Below are 21,156 nucleotides of genomic sequence, written 5' to 3' on the forward strand. Positions count from 1 at the left end.
ATAAAATAATACTTCCAAGACGATACCCAGTTACGTATCAAAATCAATGGGGATACCCAGTGCAGGCGCTTGCCATTGATAGTCAGGGTGTAGCAGATCGCACTCAGGACGATACAGCTGCCAATCGAGATGTAACAACCGTAACACAGTCCAAGCCAACCAATCGGACCGGGCGCGGGCGGGCAATTGACGATCTGCCGCCCACTGGCTTTGCCAGATCATCAGGGGGATGCGATAGCCCGCAGCGCTTTGCTGGCTATGTCCGGCATGGTCGAGCGTATGCGCCACCTCTTGCCCATGATCGGAAAAATACAGCCATGCCCGTTCCCCTGAAGCCGTCTGAGTTAATGCTAATAAGTCAGCCATGACTTGATCGTGATAACGGAGCGCGGCATCGTATTCGCGCCGCAAGGTACGCAAATACGCCGATCTACCCTGTGCTTGCAATTGCTGCTCGACAGTATCCGCTCCAAAGTCTGTTGTCGTCGCCGGATAACGTAAGCGATAGTGGGGGTGCGCGCCCAATAAGTGCACGATGATCAATTTATGTGCAGCAGCATCTGCAAGCGCCTGTTGCAGCAAAGGCTTCACTTGCTGATCCAGACTTTTGGCCGAGCGCCCAGGCTGGGAATTAATAAAATGGGCTGCATGACTAAACCGCGCATGCTCTTGCTCGATCGCAACATCATCGTGGTTGGAAATCCACCAGATTTTGTAACCTGCATCACGTGCGATCGCAAGTAGATGCTGCGCAGGCGTCGCTTCAGGCTCGCCAAAATAAAAGAAATTGCGCAAGGCCGGAACGGTAGCTGCAGCGCTCGACCAAGCGTATGGCACCACCTGCAAAGCTTGACCCAGCTCTCCTTGTTTGTGCTGCATCTGCGGGCTGGTCAGGCGCGGATAACCGTATAGGCTTAAGTTTTGCCGATTAACACTATCGCTAATCACCACCACCAGCGTATTGGGCGTGGCTATATTTAAATGCAACTTGGTTTGCTGGGCATGGCTGAGCAACTTAGCCCTGTGAGCAGTCATATCTGCCCAGCCAGCTTCCAGCTGATTGAGTTGCTGCCACCACATAGGCCAGAAAATCACTGGGTGATAGCGCCGCCAGGGTTTAAGCGCCAAAGCAGCAAAAATGAGTGCTAACAGCAAAAGAGTAATCGTCCAACTCGCACGCCCCCAGGTGATAGCAGGCCGCTCGCCACGCCACCATCTACGCAGACAATACGCCATACTCAGCAAAGCCAATAGTGCAAAACCAGCCCAAAAGTAAATCTGGTACTGGTACATGTGCAGGTATTCAATTGATTCGCGTGGATTGGTATTTGCTAGTGCGGCCAGCACCAAAGCACTATTGGGCAGCGCCTGATACGTCGCTAATAAATAGGCGCGGATAGCGCCATCAACAATAAATAAGCCCGCCCAGATTGCAGCGGCAACGAGCTGGAGTATTTTTTGCCATTGGCTGCGGCTCTGATAAAGCAGTAGCAGCGGCGCTGGCAATGCCAGCACAAAAACCTGCCCTACCCGCCAATCATCATGCCCAACCGTAATCGCTACACCCAAGGTGGCCACTAGCAGGCAATAGGGCCAGACTGCAGCAAACTGAGCTTTCCAAGCCATGCTACGCAGCGTTAAGTCACGCAAAAAAACACTGTCCATACAACCTTTGCCGCGCTCAAAAGACAGATCACAGACCCTGGGCTAAGCATAAAGTTCTGCTTGAGCGAACAAAGAAAGTCTGCGAGACTGCGCCGCTTTAGTTCAAATCTTGCTGTGGCACATCAAGCAGCAAGCTCACTAGGTTTATCATGAAAGCTGTTTATTTTGCGGCCAGCATTGCCCTTTGCCTCGGTTTGGGCGGATGCGCAGTAGTCACTACCACTGCAGTCGTCGGTGCGGCGGCGGTCGGTGTGGCAACCACAGCCGTTGGTATTACCTACGATGCAACCAAAGCGGTTGCCAAAGGGGCAGTCAGCGCAGGGACTTATGCCTATGAGGCAGCAACGGAAACTAATGCGCCAACCAGTTCCCCAGCCAGTAGAACGCCAGCACCAACACCAACGATGGAGTCTGCCATCAGCATGCCATTGGTGGAATAAATCCAATTGCACAGCTGGCCAGGCGCAATAAAAAACCCACCGACTTTCGGTGGGTTTTTTATTCAACTACAGCTAATCAATTTACTTGCAGACGCCTAGATCTTTCCAAACACCCCATTGGCTGTTTAGATCTGGCTTCTCATTGGTCGTCCACCATTTATTTTCAAAGTTGCGACCACCGTAGCTCACTTTTGTACCTGGAGCGGCATAGACTTTGCCCGCTTCCCATGCCGCCACGCAGCTATTGCTTGGTGCTGCGGTTGGCGTAACGACCGGTTTTGCCGTCGGTGTCACCACTGGAGCAGGTGTCGGGGTTGGAGTTACCACTGGTTTAGCAGTTGGCGTAACAACAGGACCTGGTGTAGCAGTTACCACTGGGGCTGGTGTAGGAGTAACCACTGGCTTTGGAGTCGGTGTCACAACTGGAGCTGGGGTCGGGGTTACCACTGGCGCAGGAGTTGGCGTAACCACCGGTGCAGGTGTCGGGGTCACAACGGGTTTTGGTGTGACATTAGCCGGTGAGGAAATATCCACACGGAAAATATAGTCTTCACCACTGCGGCTATATACGCGGTTTTCTTGCGCGCTTTGCACTGGCGCAACGGCACCATTGGCTTGCAACACACCAACGCTCACAAACTTCGATGAACCATTCACTTTCTGCGCCAGGAAATATGGCCAGATATTCATTTGCGTCAGATCTGCGCCAGTCTGTGCATCAAAATCAGCTACGATTTGTGACGACTCCAGATCCACCCCGTTTTTATCAAACAGGCGGAATGTCACGGTCGATTTCTCTGCCAAATTGGCTTGTGCACGAATCTGACCGAGCTCTTTGTAAGTGGAAATCGTGCCCGGGAAGTTCACATCCGAGCAAGAATAGAATGCCTCGGCACTATCGCTACGCTGCCAAGTTACAAAAATAATGTGCTTGCCGGTTTTCTTCGGCAAAGTGCACGACATTTTGTAGCGCTTATCCGCAGTCACCACTGGAAGGTTTTTAGCTTTATCGCTAAATTTGCAAAAGCCTTCGCCGTAAACGCCTTCCAAATCGCTCCAAGACAGAGCCTGATTAGGATTCCAGCCATCTTTAGTCACATAAAACACCCAGTCGGTAGTCGCATGTGGCGCAGGGGCATTGAAAGTAAATTCAAATTTACCATTCGCATCGGGAGCGATATTGGTCGCAGACCAGTCGGTGCGTGGCAAATTCAAGCCGGCATAATTGGCTTTACCACCTGCACAGAGCTGACCATCCGGCACAAAACCTTTGTGATTACCGGCAGGCAACTGATTGACGCCTGACCAGTCATACAGAAACTGCGGGCCAGAAACAGAAACTGCCGCTTGGCAAGCTGCTGATTTTGGATTTTCCGGGCCTTCGTTAAAGCAGCTTAATACGCGGCTAACGGGTACTTCCATCGAGCCATGAGCTAATACCAACTGACCCGCAGTTAGTAAACCAAGGCCAAGTGCGATACGTACGGGCAGAGCATACCCGTTGCGTGGTACATGCATTGTCTTCTCCATTTATTGTGGTGTGCTTCATATCGTTGATCAGTATTTTCTGATCTAGCAACACATAAGCAACTGATTATGCGCTGTTATTTTACGAACAATGGCGTTAACCATTCCGCTGGCAGAATTTATCAGGGGAGATTGAGTATGACAAGTGAAATGTAGCAAAAAGCCACACCCTACAATACTTGCCGGAGAATGCGCACAAAAATGGTATCAAATGAAAACAGCATCATTACCACCCCAACAGGGCAGCACCATGTTGTTTGAGCCAATGGCGTTCGGTTTTCCAGTGCGGGCACACCGCAGCTACAATAGCCCAAAAGCGCGCCGAGTGATTCATTTCGGCCAGATGGGCCAATTCATGAATCACCACATAATCAATCACACTGGCGGGAGCTTGCATCAGTCGCCAATTAAGTCGCACCACCCCGGCACTGGTGCAACTGCCCCAGCGACTACGTGCCGAGGACAACGCCAGTTGCTTCGGATGCAAGTCCATGCGGGTAGACCAGATCGCCACGCGCTCGGCAAAATAAGACTTCGCGCTGCGTTGATAAAAACGGGCCAGCGCTTCGGCAATACGCGCTTCATTGGCGGCACACAAGTACAAGGTCTCGGGGGTCAATTTCCCACGCAAGGCAGGCTGCAAACTGCGCGGCTCCCCCATCCACCATACTGTTCCCCCCCAATGCAGTGGCGGTGGCAAGCTGGCTGCGGGGCGAGCAGCACGTTCAGCGAGTTTGGCCTGAATCCAGTTCAGTTTCAGGCCAATCACCCGCTCGGCTTCCTGTAAGGGTGCGCGTTGCGGTAGGATAATCGTCAGACCCGTCGCATCAATTTTCAAACCGATGCTGCGTCGGCGGGCACTGCGCTGAACTGTGTAGGGTATATGGCCAGAAGCCAATTTGAAACTGGCCTGCAAAGCAATACTACTCAGACTTTTGGTAGCAAGGGCCGCGTCCGGTGATTTGTTCCATCTCACCTTCGATCCATGCTTCCACTTCACTAATCAAGGCCAAGGAATTTTTTCCTTCCGGCAAAATTGGCTTACCAATACGAACGGTCACTTCACCTGGCCATTTGCAGAATGAATTTTTAGGCCAAAACTCACCAGAGTTCATTGCTACCGGCACAATCGGCACCTCCAGATCTTTCGCCAGACGCGCACCACCCTGCTTGTATTGACCGCGCTCACCCGGTTTGATACGTGTACCCTCAGGGAAAATCACAATCCACAAGCCTTTATTGAGCCGATCACGCCCCTGCTCCATCAATTGGCGCTGTGCTTGTGCGCGCTGGCCACGATCGATCGCAATCGGTGAAGTTGCTGCTAAGCCCCAACCAAAGAATGGGATTTTGAGCAATTCGCGTTTGAGCACCCACACTTGCGGTGGGAAGATCAGCTGCAAAGCCATGGTTTCCCAAGCAGATTGGTGCTTACACATAATCATCGCCGGGCCATGTGGGATATTCTCAGCACCTTCCACTTTAAAGCTCAAACCGCACGTAATTTTGAGCCAAGCAAACATCAGCCGTGACCACCAAGCGATAATTTTATTGCGATTCACCGCCGATAACGGAAAAATCAACAGCGCAATCACTGCGAAAATCGGCGTTAAAACCACCAAACCCAAGCTATATAAAACGGAACGAAACCAGATCATTGAGCTACTTTTAGAAGTCAGAAGGGATTAAAACGTCGGCTATTAATCGGCCAGCAAAGCATCACAGACCGCAGCCAGATCATCAAAGATACGGGTTCCGGCCGGCAATTGCGGATCATTTTCGGTTTTGGCACCATTACCCGTGCGAACCAAAATGGCCTGACCACCTGCGCTGGCAACGGCCTGCAAATCACGCAATGAATCACCCACCATCAGGCAATCTTCCACATCCACCCGGAAACGGCGCGCAATATCCAGCACCATGCCCGGCGCCGGTTTGCGGCAATCACAAGCAGCATCGGGCGCATGTGGGCAAAAGAAAATCGCGTCAATATGGCCACCAGCATTAACGACCGCGCGGTGCATTTTGGCATGAATCTGGTTGAGCATATCAATGTTAATAATGCCGCGCCCAATACAGCTTTGGTTGGTGGCCACCACAATAGTCCAGCCAGCGCGGGTTAATTCGCCAATGGCTTCCAAACTGCCAGGAATCGCAATCCACTCATCCGGTGATTTGATAAAGTCAGGGCGATCGTGGTTAATCACCCCATCCCGATCGAGAATCAACAGCTTCATGGTGGCATCGTTTTTCATGGCAGTTAAGGCACTCCGCAAGTGAACAAACCGGCTTATTCAGCCAGCAATGACAACTCTGCAACTCGGTTCATCAACTCAGCCAAGTTACTGAGCAAGGCCAAACGATTACCACGCACAGCCAGATCATCGGCCATCACCATCACGCCGTCGAAGAACGCATCTACGGGTGCTTTCAACGCGGCCAATTGCTTCAGCGCATTGGTAAAGTCATTCGCCGCCAGGGCTTGCGTCACAGGTGCTTGAACCGCTTCAAGAGCCGCAAACAAGTCTTTTTCGGCTGCTTCTTGCAGCAGTGCAGCATTCAGCGCCGGCACTTCGCCTTCGACTTTTTTCAAGATATTGCGAATCCGTTTGTTCGCCGCCGCCAACGCTGCAGACTCTGGCAAGGCTTTAAATTCAGCCACCGCCGCCAAACGCGTTGTGACATCGTTAATTTGCGTTGGTTTGAGCGCCAATACCGCATCAATGTCCGCTGCCGGATATTCAGCCACCAGCAAGTTTTTCAGGCGGTCGAGCATAAAGCCGTATAAGCCCTCCACCGTGCCCTCATTGATCAAGCCCGCTGGGAAGCTGGCCGCAGTCGTCGACAGCAAGACTTTCAAATCCAATGGCTGAACCAAGGCCATGCGCAATACACCCAAGGCAGCGCGACGCAGCGCGAATGGGTCTTTATCACCAGTTGGGATCAAGCCAATCCCGTAAATACCGACCAAGGTTTCGAGCTTATCTGCCAACGAAACGGCTTGCGCGATTGCGCCTTCAGGTAGGGTATCACCAGCAAACTTAGGTTTGTAGTGCGCTTCAACCGCATACGCCACCTCAGTATCCTCGCCATCATGCTTAGCGTAGTACTGACCCATAATGCCTTGCAGCTCTGGAAATTCGCCGACCATATCGGTCGACAAGTCAGCCTTGGCCAAATACGCTGCGCGCGTCGCTTTCGATACATCAGCGCCGAGCAGCTTGGCGATTTCGCCTGCGATCGTTTCCAAGCGCGTCACGCGCTCAAGCTGCGAGCCGATCTTGTTGTGGTAAACGACATTGGCCAATTTGCCAACGCGCGTGTCGAGCTTGGCTTTTTTGTCTTGTTCGAAGAAGAATTTCGCATCCGATAAACGCGCACGCAACACGCGCTCGTTACCGTTGATGATGTGGCTTGGATCATCGGTTTGCAGATTCGATACCAGCAGGAACTGGTTCATCAACTTGCCATTCGCATCGAGCAACGGGAAGTATTTCTGATTTTGCTGCATCGTCAAAATCAGGCATTCCTGCGGCACTTGTAGGAACTCGGCTTCAAATTCACCTTTGAGAACCACCGGCCATTCAACCAAGGCAGTCACTTCGTCAAACAGTGCATCATCTGCGGCAATTGTTGCATTGAGCGCGGCGGCAGCTTCTTTGAGCTTTTCGCCGATCAAGGCGCGACGCGCCGCGAAGCTGGCAATCACTTTACCCTCATCGTGCATCTGGCGCGCGTATCCTTCAGCACTATTAATGCTGATATCACCATTCGACAAGAAGCGGTGACCACGCGTAACGCGACCTGATTCAAGGTGCAATACTTTACCGGCAATCACATCACTGCCATGCAGCATGGTCAAGCCGTGAACTGGGCGGATAAATTGACCTTCACGATCTGCCCAGCGCATCATTTTTGGTGCAGGCAGTTTTTTCAATGTCGCAGCTACGATATCGCTCAATACGGCAGCGAGTGCTTCACCAGCTTTGACCGAACGGAATACATACACGTCTTGTTTACCGTCGTGAACGGTTTCCAAACTTTCTACTGCTTCAGGAGCGAGGCCACAAGAGCGGGCAAAGCCGAGTAGCGCAGGCGATGGTTTACCATCTTTCATGCCCGCAGCCACGGCAGGGCCGCGTTTTTCGATGGTTTGCTCTGGCTGCACCGCAGCCACATTGGCAATCGTGACGGCCAAACGGCGTGGGCTGGCAAAAGTAACTGCCTCAGCATCTCCTGCGACAAAGCCCAATTTCACCAACTCGGCGAAAATCCCATCGGCAAACGCCGCGCCTAATTTTGACAAGGCTTTCGGTGGCAATTCTTCGGTAAAGAGTTCAATCAGTAATGTTGGATTCATTTATATCTGGCCGCCCTGCAGCCACCTCTTAATCGTTGGACAAAGCACCGCGGTGCTTTGCGCTTTTACTCTTGTGCTGCGGCATCTTTCGCCGCCATCATTTTACAAATTTGATTCACAAAGTCTTCGCCAAATGTTCCGGCTTGCGGCTTGGTAAATTCCCATTGAAAGCCGGGTACATCATAACGCGCTACTTCTTCGTCATCGGCATCATTCATTGAAACCGCCACCCCGGCCATCTTGCCCGACGGGCAGTCGATCACCTGCCGAGTGTATTTATTGCGGTACTTGCCTTTGGAGGTGCCATCGATCTGATCTTCATTAAACCGCTGCACCATCCAAACAAAGGTGTAGTTTTGCTCCGAGTAGCCTTCGTCATGCTTGATGGAGTTGACATCCACCAAGGTTTCAAACTCGGGCATTTTGCCGTAACTACGCCAATCGGTTTTTTTATACGGCACCGGCTCGGGGCCTTCCGTGCCGTCTTCAAATTTACCGCAAGCGATTAATGGCAAAATAAGAGCGCCAATGATTGAAGCAGTGAGAAGACGTCGCATAATGGAAGGCTCCGTTGCGTGAATTTACTTGGTCGCAGCTAGCTCGGCCGCAGAGCACATTGGGAAACCCAAAGCCTCACGTGAATCATAGTAGGCTTGTGCTACTAAACGCGCCAAGGTACGAACACGACCAATATAAGCGGCACGTTCAGTCACCGAAATCGCGCCACGCGCATCGAGCAAGTTGAACATGTGCGAGCATTTCATCACCATCTCAAAGCCCGGTAACGCCAAGCCACCTTCGATCAGACGACGCGCTTCCGATTCAAAGTGATTGAACTGGTCAAACAAGAACGGCACGTTCGATTGCTCGAAGTTGTAGATTGATTGCTCAACTTCGTTTTGGTGATAAATATCGCCGTAAGTCACTTTTTGGCCATTTGGATATTCGGTCCAAACGATGTCGTAGATATTATCTACCCCCTGCAGGTACATCGCCAGACGCTCCACGCCATAAGTGATCTCGCCCAATACCGGCTTGCAATCGAGGCCACCCACTTGCTGGAAGTAGGTAAATTGCGTTACTTCCATGCCGTTGAGCCACACTTCCCAGCCCAAGCCCCACGCGCCCAAAGTCGGGCTTTCCCAGTCATCTTCAACAAAGCGCACATCGTGCACTTTGGTGTCGATACCGAGGTATTCGAGCGAGCCCAGATACAGCTCTTGGATATTATCGGGAGAAGGTTTGAGCGCAACTTGGTACTGGTAGTAATGCTGGCAGCGATTCGGGTTTTCGCCGTAACGTCCATCTTTCGGGCGGCGGCAAGGCTGCACATAGGCGGCATTCCAAGGCTCAGGGCCCAGTGAGCGCAAGAAAGTAGCCGTATGGAATGTACCAGCACCTACTTCGATGTCATAAGGCTGCAGCAAGGCACAACCGTGGTCGCTCCAGTAATTCTGGAGTTTTAATAGAATTTCCTGAAAAGTCAGCATGGCTCTCGGAGCGCAAATTGCGCATATACGTTCTGAATAGTCTCAATTCTACTTGTTTTTAGCGACTAAAAGCCATGTGTCGCAATGACAAGTCGCGCTGCGCAACATGCAATTTGCTCTGCATTGCAGCAAATGCGGCAAAATACCTACGCAAAACTGAACAAATACAGGCATTGGGCGCAAGACAACACAGGCCTGCTCGTTTATGCTTAGGGTCTAAATCAAGCCTTCTGCCCGTGTTGTTTAAATCCATGCTGAAAAAAACCGTCCTCCTCGCTTTAAGCTCACTGCTGGTTGCCAGCGCCCATGCCCGGATCAATCTGGATTCAGTCCGCGAAGCCAGCCGCTCACGAGATTTACAAACCCTAGCCACCCTTAGTGAACAAAGCGTTGGTGAACCGCTGGAGATGTATCCACGCTATTACTATCTCATCACACAAATCAATCAAACCGACGAAAATGATGCCAATGCTTTTCTGGCGCGGTATAGCCCTAGCCCAATGGCAGAGCGCTTTTTGGGGGATTGGCTAAAAGAATTAGCGCGGCGCCAAAACTGGTCGCAATATGAAGCGCTATACAGCAAGCTGGACAGCCCCAATACTGAACAAATTTGCAATAAACAACAGGCCACGATCAATCGTGGCGACTACAGCCAGTTGGGCAACCATAAGCAACTCTGGTTTAGCGGAAAAGCACAACCACAAGCCTGTAATAGTTATTTTGATACGTTGTTCCGACAAGGGCTGTTAACGGCTGATGATGCCTGGATGCGCATTCGCTTGGCCTTAGCCAATAACCAACCCGATCTGGCACGCCAGCTAGCCGTGCGCGTGGGTAGTCCCGAGTACCTCGTACCTAAAGCACCTGTCGTTATCAAGCAAAAAAAGAAAAACATTGTTGTGCAAACGGCCAATATTAATACGGTCAATACCGCCCCTGAACGCTGGGTTAATGATATTGAGCTTGGCACACGCGCTGGCCGCGAATTGTGGCTATTTGCGATAGAGAAAATTGGCCGAACCAACCCCAACCAAGCCGCCCGCTTGATCACAGAGCAAAGCCAACTGAGCAAAGAAGACCTACAGTTTGCATGGCAACAGCTAGGCCTAACTGCTGCAAGACGCTTGGCGCCCGAAGCGTCGGCGTGGCTCGAAAAAGGTCACTTGGAAGACCTCAGCGGTGAAGATCGGGCGTGGGGTATTCGCTCGGCGCTGCGAATTGGTGACTGGAAAACAGTAGAAAAAAGGATTAATGCACTCCCTGCCAATGAACAAAATGACAATGCTTGGCGTTATTGGAAAGGCCGTGCTTTGCTGGCGCAGAATAACGGCGCTGCGGCCAATGCCATTTGGCTGTCACTCTCGGAACAAATTGATTTTTACGGTCTACTGGCTAAAGAAGAACTTGGGGCGATCCTCAGTGCCCCCCAAGCTCCCTATAAAGCCAGTATTGATGACTTGAAAGCGGTACAAGGTATACCCGCCATTCAACGGGCACTGGAACTGAATGCCCAAGGCTGGCGCAGCGAAGCCAATCGGGAATGGAATTGGGCGATGAAAGGGCTAAATGATCAGCAATTGCTGGCCGCGGCTGAATTAGCTGCGCGTAATCGCATGTATGACCGCAGTATTTACTCTGCCATGCGTCCGACCAACACCCAGGATTTCGCCCTTCGCTTTCCGCAACCCTACCGCGACTCGATTGAGCCAGCAGCCAAGGCCAATGGCCTGGATCCGGCCTGGGTGTTCGGCTTGATACGGCAGGAAAGTCGGTTTATAGCGGACATTCGCTCTAGTGCTGGAGCCACCGGTTTAATGCAACTGATGCCCGCAACTGCAACTTGGGTCGCCAAGAAAATGGGCATGAGCGACTTTAAAATGTCCGATATGAGCGATCCAGCAATCAACCCCCAATTAGGCAGCTATTATCTAGCGTATTGGTATGATCGTTTTGGTGGCAATCCAGTATTGGCAACTGCGGGCTATAACGCCGGACCGGGCAATGCAGGCAAATGGCGAGGTGAACGTGAGCTGGAAGCGGCAATTTACATTGAAACCATTCCTTTCACCGAAACTCGTGATTACGTCAAAGCAGTACTAACCAATGCAACGCATTACGCGCATTTTTTCAACAATAGCCCTACTCAGTTGATGAAGCGTTTACCCCCAGTGCCGGGCAAGAACACACAAAATGAAGTCGTGGAATAAGACAAGCAGCACTAGGGTGCGGTGCTGGTATGCCATCGGCTCGGTAGCCAACAAGCCGGTTGCCGAGTCTTTAGTAGTTTGATAGTTCGTTTCCATTTACCAAGGAGTCGTACATGCAATTACTCATCAGCAACCTTCCCGTAGACACCAGCAACGAAGATGTACTTCAGCTTTTGACCGAACAATTGGGTGCACCAGCTCCAGTTGAAGTCAAAGTGGAAGCCGGCGATGCCGGCCGTAATGCAATTGCTTATATCCGCTATCCAGCCGACACCCCAGCCACCTTAGGTAAAGTGCTGGATGATAAAATTTCCGGCTTACATTACAAAGGTCACGATTTGGACGCTGCTGTGACCCACAATTTCAAGGACTAAAATCATGCGCGTGGCAGTTTTTGATAGCAAAAGATTCGATCGTTCTACGCTTGAAGCGGCTAATCAGCAATTTGGCCACGAGCTAGTTTTCTTCGAAGAACGCCTTGGGGCACACACTGCCCCATTGGCTGAAGATTTTGATGTCGTGTGCCCTTTTGTCAACGATAAGCTCGACCACAAAACCATTTGCCGACTCGCTAAGCTAGGGGTTAAGCATATTGCTTTGCGCTGCGCGGGCTTCAATGGAGTGGACTTGGCTGCTGCGGCCGAATTTGGGATTCCGGTTACACGGGTGCCAGCGTATTCACCCGAAGCGGTGGCCGAACATGTTTTTGCACTCTTACTCACTCTCAGCCGCAAAACGCATCGGGCCTACAATCGAGTGCGCGAAGGCAATTTCCTGCTCGAAGGTTTGGAAGGATTTAATATCAACGGCAAAACTTTCGGCATTTTGGGGGCAGGCAAAATTGGTCTAGCCACTGCGCGAATTGCCCGTGGTTTTGGTTGCAAAGTCCTGGCGTATGATCCGTTCCCTCCAGAGCAATGTGATGTCGATTGCACATTTATGTCGCAGGAAGAAGTAATGGCACAGGCGGATATTATTTCGCTCCACACCCCATTGCTTGAAAGTACGCACCACATGCTCAATGCAGCCTCAATCGAAACAATGAAGCCCGGTGTGATTATTTTGAACACCAGCCGCGGCGGCTTAATCGATACGCGCGCCGCACTTGGCGCGCTAAAAAGCGGCCAAATTGGCGGTCTGGGCTTGGATGTGTACGAGCATGAGGAAGGCGTCTTTTTTGAAGACTTGTCAGATAGCGTACTCAAAGATGATATTTTGGCGCGACTAACCACTTTCCCCAATGTGCTAATTACCTCACACCAGGGCTATTTAACCGATGAAGCGCTGAAAAACATTGCCACTACCACACTACAAAACATCAGCGACTTTGCTAACGGATTGCCTTTGCGCAACGAGGTAAAACCGAGTGCTTAAGCCTCACTCACGGGTGAAGCCACTGGAATCCCGCTGGCTACTCACCCTGCCGTCATTTGCCGCCGCGCTATTTAGTTTAGCGTTGGCGGTTTTTTTAATTTTTACGGCCTACAGCGAGCAATCGGCGCGCAATCATAGCTTGATGCAGGATTTGCTGTGGCAAAAACAAGCACTCAATACCCGCGTCGATAATTTTACGCACCAGTTGCGTACCGTAGCGGCCAGTATGGCCACCGATGGCTTGGGTTCGGCAGAATTTACTGCCCGCACCTTATCGCTACTGGAAGATTCGCCCGAAATTATCTCACTGGAATACATTGACGAAACGGGGCAACAGCGCTGGCGTGAACCTGCGACCAAACCAGCTAACGTACCGGATTTTCGCCATCCAAATCTGGTGGCCATCCGCGAAGCGGTATTGCAAGGTGAAACCAGTAGCTACAGCAAACTGATTCTTGAATCCCCCGAAACGCCGATTCTGGCAATTGCGGTGCCGATCAAACTCAACTACAACGGCCGCCACGTCTTAATTGCCCAATTGAATTTGCGCACCATGCTGCAACAGCAAGTACCGTGGTGGATTGCGCAGCGCTATCAAATCAGCCTGTGGGATAAACAAAAGCTTATCGCAGGTAAATTTGACCGCAGCTACGATGCCAGCCAGCTAAGCAGCAGCATTGATCTAGACTGGCCCCCCAATAAATTGGTGCTAACCGCACACATTTACGAACAAAAACGCAATAACTGGCAAACCGCGCTGACCATTGTGGTCGCGGCCCTGTCGATTTTGATGCTGGCTTCTACTTGGGCTTTACGGCGCCATATCAAAGAGCGGCAAAAAACGGAGGCCCAACTGAGGCAAGAGCAGGCCTTGCGTGAATCCATGGAAAACTCGCTGGTCACCGGGATTCGTGCCATGGATTTACAAGGCCGCTTGTTTTATGTGAATCGCGCCTTTTGCGAGATGGTTGGCTATAGCCAGGAAAAACTGATTGGCGCCTCACACCCTATGCCCTACTGGCCGCCCGAAGACATCGAGCAATGCATGGCCATTTATCGCGCGATCCTCAGCGGGCGCGCCGATACCACTGGCTACCAGATGCGCTTTATGCGCAGTAATGGGGAGCGCTTTGATGTGCGTTTGTATGCCGCCAAACTCATTGACGGCGACGGTGTACATACTGGCTGGATTAGCGCTATTTATGACATCACGGAATTACAACGCGAACGCGAAGCGCTGCAAGCATCACACGAACGGTTTGTTGCCGTACTCAATGGCTTGGATGCCGCAGTTTCAGTGACCGATGCCAACTCGGGCGAATTATTGCTGTCGAATCGACATTTTGATGCTGCATTTAATATTCCCGAACGTCATGGCCGTTATTGCAATATTCCCTTTGTTCGTCGCAGCAAAGGTGCACCGGTCGATAGTGAATGGTTTGATGATTACAACCAACACTGGTATCAGGTCAAAAGCCGCAGCAGTATCTGGGTAGATGGCTCGGAAGTCTGGCTGGAAATCGCCACCGACATTACGATGCTCAAAAATGCCCAGGAAAACGAGCGCCAGCAAAAAGAGCAGCTGCAGCAAACCACTCGGCTGATCAGCATGGGTGAAATGGCCTCTAGCTTAGCGCATGAGCTTAACCAGCCCTTGGCTGCCATCGCCAGCTACGCCACCGGCTGTCGCAATGTTTTGGCACAAACCCAGCCCAATATTGCCCAACTTGATCAGGCCATTGAGAAAATGGCGGCGCAAGCCAAACGCGCAGGGCAGATTATTCGTGGGATTCGTGAATTCGTTCAACGTCGCGCACCGCATCGCAAACAATGCGAAATTGCCGATTTGCTCGATACCGTGCAAACGCTACTCAGCGCCGAAATCAAAAAAGCGCAGGTTAAACTCACCATCAGCGACACCCAAGCTTTACCGCCGATTTATGCCGATGCCGTAATGCTGGAGCAGGTGATTTTCAATTTAATGAAGAACGCCATCGAAGCAATGGCCGACACCCCCGTCAAACAACGTACATTAGATGTTAAAGTACGCCGCGATGAAGAGATGTTGGCCGTTAGCATCACCGACCGCGGCCCTGGCATCAATGCCGAGCAGATGGAACAATTGTTCAAACCGTTCTATACCACCAAAGGCAGCGGGATGGGGATGGGGCTAAATATTTGCCGCTCGATCATTGAGCACCACCAAGGACGCCTGTGGGTAGAAGCAAACCCCTTGGGCGGAAGCTGTTTTCACTTTACACTGCCACTTTCTATAGAGAGCGAAGCTTATGAGCCTTAATCGCCACATTGCCATTGTTGATGACGACGACGCCATCCGCGACGCCCTGTCGTGGCTGTTTTCGACCCGCAATCATTCGGTTCAATTGTTTGCCAGCGCGGAAGAATTACTGGAAAACTATAACCCAGATCAATTTGGCTGCCTGATCTTGGACGTTCGCATGCCCGGTATGGGCGGCATGGAGCTATTTAGCAAGCTGCAAGAACACGCGTATACCCCACCCGTGGTGTTTCTGACTGGCCACGGCGATGTGCCGATGGCTGTTGCCGCACTGAAGCAAGGTGCCGCTGACTTTATCGAGAAGCCCTTCTCTGATAACGACATTGTCGATTTGGTCGAAGGGTGCCTATCTCTGGATCAAATGAATCGGAGCGAATGGGAAAACCGCACCGCCGTCGATGAGCGCCTAGCCTGCTTAACCCCCCGCGAAACCGAGGTAATGAAGCTGATCCTCACTGGTCGCCTGAATAAGCAAATTGCAGATGATTTGTCTATTTCGATGAAAACCGTTGAGGTACACCGCGCGCGGATTTTAGAAAAAATGCAGGTCAAAACCGCGATGGAACTCGCCGCTCGCCTGCGCGATGCGGGTGTTGACGTTAACTAATATACGTCGCAATGTATTAACACAAAGGCCAATCTTGTATTGGCCTTTATTCATATACCCCATAGAGCAAGTACTGAATGTTAATGCTGATTTCGCCAGCTAAAACGCTGGACTACATCACTCCGCCAACGACGAGTCTATTTTCTCAGCCTGATTTTTTAGCGGAATCACAATTGCTGATCGAAGTGCTGCGCCAACAATCGCCTGCGCAAGTCGCCGAGCTGATGAAAATATCGGATGAACTAGCCGTACTCAACGTCGGCCGCTATCACAGCTGGCAGCCCAACTTCACACCAGCCAACGCCAAACAAGCGGTATTGGCCTTTATGGGCGATGTATATGAAGGGCTGGCAGCCAACAGTATGGATCAAGCCCAACTCGATTACCTTGGCCAGCATTTGCGCATTTTATCGGGCCTGTACGGCCTATTACGCCCGCTCGACTTGATGCAAGCCTACCGCCTCGAAATGGGTACGCGCCTAGCCAATTCACGCGGCAACAATCTTTATGAATTCTGGGGCACACGGATCACTGACGCGATTAATGCGTTGGAAGATGAAACCATCGTTAATCTGGCCAGTGACGAGTACTTTAAATCCGTTAAACCCAAATTACTGCAAGCACGTTTAATCACGCCGGTATTTGAAGATTTTAAAGGTGGTAAATATAAGATCATCAGTTTTTACGCCAAACGTGCGCGTGGTTTGATGGTGCGCTACGCGGCTTTACACAACATCAGGCAAGCGGAACAATTAAAAGCGTTTGATCTGGAAGGCTATCGTTTGGATGAAACGGTTAGCGATGCTGTGCGCTGGGTTTTCCGGCGACGTATTGATGCTGCCGGCAGTTAATTAACTCTCCGGATTCCCCCGCAACGAATAGCGGCGCTAAACTCCTGCAAGCCGTTGTAAACAATTTAGGTAATCACTCATGAGCACAATAGGAAAAGTCGATAGCAGGGTATATTAATGCGTCAATTACTGATCAGCATCTTGGCTTTGCTCTACCCGCTTGCAGGGCTGGCTGGCGAGCAGCCAGTGCAGCTGGTCACCGCGGTTGATTCACACCAGTCGGCCAGCTCGGCCTATCGGCAATTTATTGCGGAATTATTTGGCCGAATTCCTGCGGCTTACACCCTAAGTTATCGCCCGGCTCGCCGCGCTGAAATGGAACTCGCCAATCGACAATTTGACGGCGATGCCGGGCGCGGAGCTGATTTTGGCAGCAAATACCCTGAGCTGATTCGTGTTGATCCTTCCTACTTTGAGCTGCGTTTTTTTGCGATTTCATATGCGCGAAGCGTGACAGCTTGGCGCGATTTGTATGGTTTAAATATTGCCTATTTACGTGGCATTGTGGCTGTAGAGTCTCAGCTGGGAGCCCACGCCAAACTCTATCCCAGCGACAGCGTAACGGCCTGCATTCGCATGGTAAAAGCACATCGCGTTGAGGCTTGCATTCTCAATTCAGCGGCTCCAGCCAATCAGGAGTTTACTGACGCCACCCCTGCCTTAAGTAACACGGAGTTTGGTCATAGCCCAGTCTATTTCTGGCTGACCCCACAACACCAGGTCCTTGCTCAACAAATCAGCACGGTACTGCGACAAATGCAAAAAGACGGCTCACTCGCGCGTTATCAACGACGCTTTGAACCCCCTTCCAACTAAGTTTGGGCATTCAATGAAGTTTTTGTTACAAGCCACACAAACAAATGCAACTTAGTTACAATAAGCGAACACTCTACAAGGATGACTACCGTGTTCGCCAAACTCATCGTTGCCGTTAGCAGCGCGCTACTGGCTTTTAATCTCTGGGCGGCAGATGCCAAAGCCATTAAGTGGTCGGATTTACAACCCGATTCACCGACCCTGCGCGCCACCGTCAACAAAATGAATCAGCAAGAAAAAACGCGGCTGATGCGGGCTGTGCAGCAACGTGAGCTGAAAACCATGCTCGATAACGGCAAACTCAAAGCCAGCGAGCTCACCGCCAATGATGTGAAATTACTTAAAGAAGATTTCAAAGATTTGAATCCGCTGATCAATGAAATCGAAGCCTTCGAGAAAAAACGCACGGGTGAAATGACCGCCGCGCTTAACGGCGAAACAGTGCAAATTGATGGCTACTTATTACCACTCAAACAAAACGGCAAAAAGGTAACCGAATTTTTGCTCGTGCCGGTCATTGGTGCCTGTATTCACGTACCAGCGCCGCCACCGAATCAGATGGTGGTAGTGCAATATCCTAAAGGCTATGACCAAGGTGATTTGTTTGCCCCGATTACTGTGCAAGGCAAACTCATCATTAAAGCCAGCAAAGCTAACTTATCGCTCGCTGATGGTGCGAGTGATGTCGCAGTAGGCTATCAAATGGTGGCCACGGAAGTGCGCGAATACAAGAAAACCGCCACCAAATAACACATACTCACACAGGTATAACCATGAAAAAATTGATAGCTCTTGTCTGCATCACTATACCCCTAGTTAGCCAAGCTCATGAACATGCAGCGCATGTCCACGGCGCAGCAGAAATTGATGTGGCAATTGAAGGCAAAAAGTTGCTGATCACGCTGGAGAGCCCGGCCGACAATTTGCTCGGTTTTGAACGAGCCCCCAAAACCGAGGCCGAAAAAGCCAAGCTCAAAGCGGTAACCGAGCAACTCAATCAAGCTGCCACACTCTTTGTTCCCGATGCAGCTGCACAGTGCAAAGCGGCCACGCCCGTGGTGAATATGCCGAGCTTCAAAAAAGGCGAACATAGCGATATCGACGCCGAATATAGCTTTGATTGCCAGAGCGTACCGAGCAGCGTTGCACTCAGCTTGTGGAAAAACTTCCCCAATTTTAAAAAGCTCAATGCCAATCTCGCCACCGCCAAAGGCCAAAAACAACTGAGCCTGAAACCTGGCCAAGATTTAAGCCTGAAATAAAACCGCCCAGCCACGAGCAAAGCCTGCTGGAATTGGCTTTGCTCGTGGCGAAGTCGCATGAGGCCGCCATTTACAAGGAATACCTAGGTTGTTAATCGAGCTTTCAAATCTGCAATTTAGCTGGCGCGGTGCGACCCGCCCAACATTGGATATCCCTGCATTTAGCCTTGCCGCGGGCGAACATTTGTTTCTGCACGGCCCCAGCGGCAGTGGCAAAAGCACCTTGCTATCGTTACTCACCGGAATTCATCTGCCACAGCAAGGCGAAATCCGCATTCTGGGGCAAAATTTGGCCACCCTATCGGGCCCAGCACGCGATCATTTCCGCGCCGACCATCTAGGCTATGTTTTTCAGCAATTCAACTTACTCAGCTACTTGTCGGTACTGGATAACGTGCTGCTGTCTTGCCAGTTTTCAAAGATCCGCCACCAACGTGCATGTGCGTTTTCCGGTACCGCCAAAGCACAGGCGCTGCATTTGCTCGAGCGGCTGGATTTAACTTCCTTTCTGGATCGCCCGGTTAGCGCCCTGTCGGTCGGCCAGCAACAGCGTGTCGCACTAGCCCGCGCATTAATTGGAGCCCCCGAAATTCTGATTGCTGATGAGCCTACGTCAGCGCTGGATGCCGAACGCCGCGGGGCCTTTATCGATTTACTGTTTGAGTGTGCCACGGAGCACAACACCGCCGTGCTGATGGTTAGCCATGATCCACAACTGGCCGCCGCCTTTGATCGTAGCGTCAGCTTGGCTAGCCTCAATCGCAATAGTACGGAGAGTGAGCATGTTTAAAATTGCACTGCGCAGTTTGCTCAATCGTCGCCTAACGGTTGCGCTAGCGATCTTCACCGTGGCGCTGTCGGTGCTATTACTGGTTGGCGTAGAACGCCTGCGCAGCGAAGCGCGCAATAGTTTCGCCAACACGGTAAGTGGCACTGATTTGATTGTTGGAGCGCGTACCGGCTCGGTACAGCTATTGCTCTACAGCGTGTTTCGCGTTGGTAACGCAACGAATAATATCGGCTGGGATAGCTACCAAAAATTATCGCAAGATCGCCGCGTCGCTTGGACCATACCGGTGTCGCTCGGCGATAGCCATCATGGTTTTGCGGTGCTAGGCACCACAAGTGATTATTTCAAATACCTGCGCTATAGCGACAATCAGCCTTTGCAATTTAGCCAAGGGCAGGCGTTTAGCAAAACACACGATGCCGTAATCGGCGCGCATCTCGCCAGCAAAATGGCCTATCGGCTAGGGCAAAAGATTGTGCTGACACACGGAAGTGGCGAAGGCGCAATGTCGGAGCACAGTGATCAGCCCTTTACCATCGTTGGTATTTTGGCGCCAACAGGCACGCCGGTCGATGATACGGTGCATGTCTCGCTCGACGGGCTGACCGCCATTCACGAAGGTTGGGAATCGGGTAGTGCCTCACTGCTATCGAGTTCAGGCGTACTAGCGGCTGCGGAAGATCGCGCCTTGCCTCCGCCTAGCAGCATCACAGCCTTTTATGTCGGGCTAAAATCGCGGACAGCCATCTTTAGCTATCAGCGCGCAGTGAATCAATACCCCGATGAAACGCTGATGGCTATTATGCCCGGCGTGGCGCTATCCGAGCTGTGGCAATTAATGCGCATTGCCGAGCAAGCGCTGACGGTAGTATCCGGCTTTGTGCTGCTAATCGGCTTGATGGGCATGTTGACGGCATTGCTGACTGGCCTGAACGAGCGACGCCGCGAAATGGCGATTTTGCGCTCGGTGGGCGCTCGAGCCTGGCAGATTTTCGCCCTGATTATGGGGGAAACATTATTATTGGTCAGCCTTGGCATTGTAATGGGTATGGCTTTGTTATATTCATTCTTACTGATCTGCAAGCCAATACTCCGCGAGGTATACAGCTTGAATATCGCAATTGCCGCCCCCAGCACCACCGAATGGTTACTCATGGGCATCACCCTGCTGGCTGGATTCTTAATTGCGGCCCTCCCCGCTTGGCGCGCGTACCGGATGTCGCTCAGCGATGGCTTGAGCCCGCATTAAGAATGATGCAAGTCGCGTGCGCAGTTTGCATAGACTGCGCACGCTGCAGCGATACACCTGTATGTATCCGCCCAAAGATCTTATTCATTAAAATCTTGCCAGCCATACCCCCAGCAATCACTCACTAAATGCAGCAATACCTTGCGGCGGATTGGCTCCATGACTAGGACAATTTACTCGCCTGCGCCGCTGCTCAGGCCCTCGCCCGAAAAACAGTGG

The 21,156-nt window shown here is 51.5% G+C and carries 20 protein-coding genes; 12 read left to right on the forward strand and 8 right to left on the reverse strand.

From position 1 onward, the window contains the following. Positions 1 to 30: 30 nt before the first annotated feature. Entirely contained in the window at positions 31 to 1,665 is a 1,635-nt protein-coding gene (locus tag HZU75_RS05560) for a phosphoethanolamine transferase (RefSeq protein WP_180308165.1), read from the reverse strand. 149 nt (positions 1,666 to 1,814) lie between these two features. Here HZU75_RS05560 and HZU75_RS05565 point away from each other — a divergent pair, with 149 nt between their 5' ends. After that, positions 1,815 to 2,105, forward strand: a complete 291-nt coding sequence (locus HZU75_RS05565) for a hypothetical protein (protein ID WP_180308166.1) — start codon at positions 1,815 to 1,817, stop codon at positions 2,103 to 2,105. 81 nt (positions 2,106 to 2,186) lie between these two features. On the opposite strand, the gene HZU75_RS05570 is transcribed toward HZU75_RS05565, so the two are convergent. The 7 genes from HZU75_RS05570 to glyQ all read right to left on the reverse strand — a co-directional run bounded on the left by HZU75_RS05570 (position 2,187) and on the right by glyQ (position 9,482). Next, entirely contained in the window at positions 2,187 to 3,623 is a 1,437-nt protein-coding gene (locus HZU75_RS05570) for a lytic polysaccharide monooxygenase (protein ID WP_180308167.1), read from the reverse strand. A 235-nt stretch (positions 3,624 to 3,858) separates the two neighbouring features. Next, positions 3,859 to 4,608 carry a M48 family metallopeptidase gene (locus tag HZU75_RS05575; RefSeq protein ID WP_180308168.1) on the reverse strand — a complete coding sequence of 250 codons (750 nt, stop codon included), beginning with the start codon at positions 4,606 to 4,608 and terminating at the stop codon, positions 3,859 to 3,861. Continuing rightward, positions 4,556 to 5,290, reverse strand: coding sequence for a lysophospholipid acyltransferase family protein (locus tag HZU75_RS05580; protein WP_180308169.1), 735 nt, complete (start codon positions 5,288 to 5,290; stop codon positions 4,556 to 4,558). Before HZU75_RS05580 ends, HZU75_RS05575 begins: the two co-directional genes overlap by 53 nt. A 42-nt stretch (positions 5,291 to 5,332) precedes the next feature. Beyond that, a complete protein-coding gene (gmhB, locus tag HZU75_RS05585; RefSeq protein WP_180308170.1) occupies positions 5,333 to 5,869 on the reverse strand; it encodes a D-glycero-beta-D-manno-heptose 1,7-bisphosphate 7-phosphatase in 537 nt (178 codons plus the stop codon). A 53-nt stretch (positions 5,870 to 5,922) separates the two neighbouring features. Next, positions 5,923 to 7,992, reverse strand: a complete 2,070-nt coding sequence (gene glyS / locus HZU75_RS05590) for a glycine--tRNA ligase subunit beta (protein WP_180308171.1) — start codon at positions 7,990 to 7,992, stop codon at positions 5,923 to 5,925. A 65-nt stretch (positions 7,993 to 8,057) separates the two neighbouring features. Then, on the reverse strand, positions 8,058 to 8,549 hold the full coding sequence (locus HZU75_RS05595; RefSeq protein WP_180308172.1) for a surface-adhesin E family protein: 492 nt from the start codon (positions 8,547 to 8,549) through the stop codon (positions 8,058 to 8,060). A 24-nt stretch (positions 8,550 to 8,573) separates the two neighbouring features. Beyond that, the gene (gene glyQ, locus HZU75_RS05600; RefSeq protein ID WP_180308173.1) at positions 8,574 to 9,482 is read right to left on the reverse strand and encodes a glycine--tRNA ligase subunit alpha; all 909 of its coding nucleotides are present in this window, start codon (positions 9,480 to 9,482) and stop codon (positions 8,574 to 8,576) included. A gap of 251 nt (positions 9,483 to 9,733) precedes the next feature. On the opposite strand from glyQ, the gene HZU75_RS05605 reads away from it, so the two are divergent. The 11 genes from HZU75_RS05605 to HZU75_RS05655 all read left to right on the forward strand — a co-directional run bounded on the left by HZU75_RS05605 (position 9,734) and on the right by HZU75_RS05655 (position 20,937). After that, entirely contained in the window at positions 9,734 to 11,689 is a 1,956-nt protein-coding gene (locus tag HZU75_RS05605) for a lytic transglycosylase domain-containing protein (RefSeq protein WP_180308174.1), read from the forward strand. 113 nt (positions 11,690 to 11,802) lie between these two features. Continuing rightward, a complete protein-coding gene (locus HZU75_RS05610) occupies positions 11,803 to 12,063 on the forward strand; it encodes a hypothetical protein (RefSeq protein ID WP_180308175.1) in 261 nt (86 codons plus the stop codon). Between the two features lie 4 nt (positions 12,064 to 12,067). Beyond that, complete coding sequence (locus tag HZU75_RS05615) at positions 12,068 to 13,063, forward strand: 2-hydroxyacid dehydrogenase (protein WP_180308176.1); 996 nt, start codon at positions 12,068 to 12,070, stop codon at positions 13,061 to 13,063. Continuing rightward, positions 13,056 to 15,362 carry a PAS domain-containing sensor histidine kinase gene (locus tag HZU75_RS05620; RefSeq protein WP_180308177.1) on the forward strand — a complete coding sequence of 769 codons (2,307 nt, stop codon included), beginning with the start codon at positions 13,056 to 13,058 and terminating at the stop codon, positions 15,360 to 15,362. Before HZU75_RS05615 ends, HZU75_RS05620 begins: the two co-directional genes overlap by 8 nt. Continuing rightward, positions 15,352 to 15,969: a response regulator transcription factor gene (locus HZU75_RS05625; protein WP_180308178.1), complete on the forward strand. Its 618-nt coding sequence runs from the start codon at positions 15,352 to 15,354 to the stop codon at positions 15,967 to 15,969. Before HZU75_RS05620 ends, HZU75_RS05625 begins: the two co-directional genes overlap by 11 nt. 77 nt (positions 15,970 to 16,046) lie before the next feature. Beyond that, positions 16,047 to 16,820 (forward strand): peroxide stress protein YaaA, encoded by a 774-nt coding sequence (yaaA, locus tag HZU75_RS05630; RefSeq protein WP_180308179.1) that lies wholly within the window; start codon positions 16,047 to 16,049, stop codon positions 16,818 to 16,820. Between the two features lie 117 nt (positions 16,821 to 16,937). Next, entirely contained in the window at positions 16,938 to 17,636 is a 699-nt protein-coding gene (locus HZU75_RS05635) for a transporter substrate-binding domain-containing protein (protein WP_180308180.1), read from the forward strand. A gap of 90 nt (positions 17,637 to 17,726) precedes the next feature. Beyond that, entirely contained in the window at positions 17,727 to 18,386 is a 660-nt protein-coding gene (locus HZU75_RS05640) for a DUF3299 domain-containing protein (RefSeq protein ID WP_180308181.1), read from the forward strand. A 23-nt stretch (positions 18,387 to 18,409) separates the two neighbouring features. Beyond that, the gene (locus tag HZU75_RS05645; protein WP_180308182.1) at positions 18,410 to 18,898 is read left to right on the forward strand and encodes a DUF2796 domain-containing protein; all 489 of its coding nucleotides are present in this window, start codon (positions 18,410 to 18,412) and stop codon (positions 18,896 to 18,898) included. Positions 18,899 to 18,986: 88 nt separating this feature from the next. After that, a complete protein-coding gene (locus HZU75_RS05650; RefSeq protein WP_228028205.1) occupies positions 18,987 to 19,688 on the forward strand; it encodes an ABC transporter ATP-binding protein in 702 nt (233 codons plus the stop codon). Continuing rightward, entirely contained in the window at positions 19,681 to 20,937 is a 1,257-nt protein-coding gene (locus tag HZU75_RS05655; RefSeq protein ID WP_228028206.1) for an ABC transporter permease, read from the forward strand. Before HZU75_RS05650 ends, HZU75_RS05655 begins: the two co-directional genes overlap by 8 nt. The last annotated feature ends 219 nt before the right edge of the window (positions 20,938 to 21,156 follow it).

Source organism: Chitinibacter fontanus, from assembly GCF_013423785.1.
Classification (GTDB): Bacteria; Pseudomonadota; Gammaproteobacteria; order Burkholderiales; family Chitinibacteraceae; genus Chitinibacter; species Chitinibacter fontanus.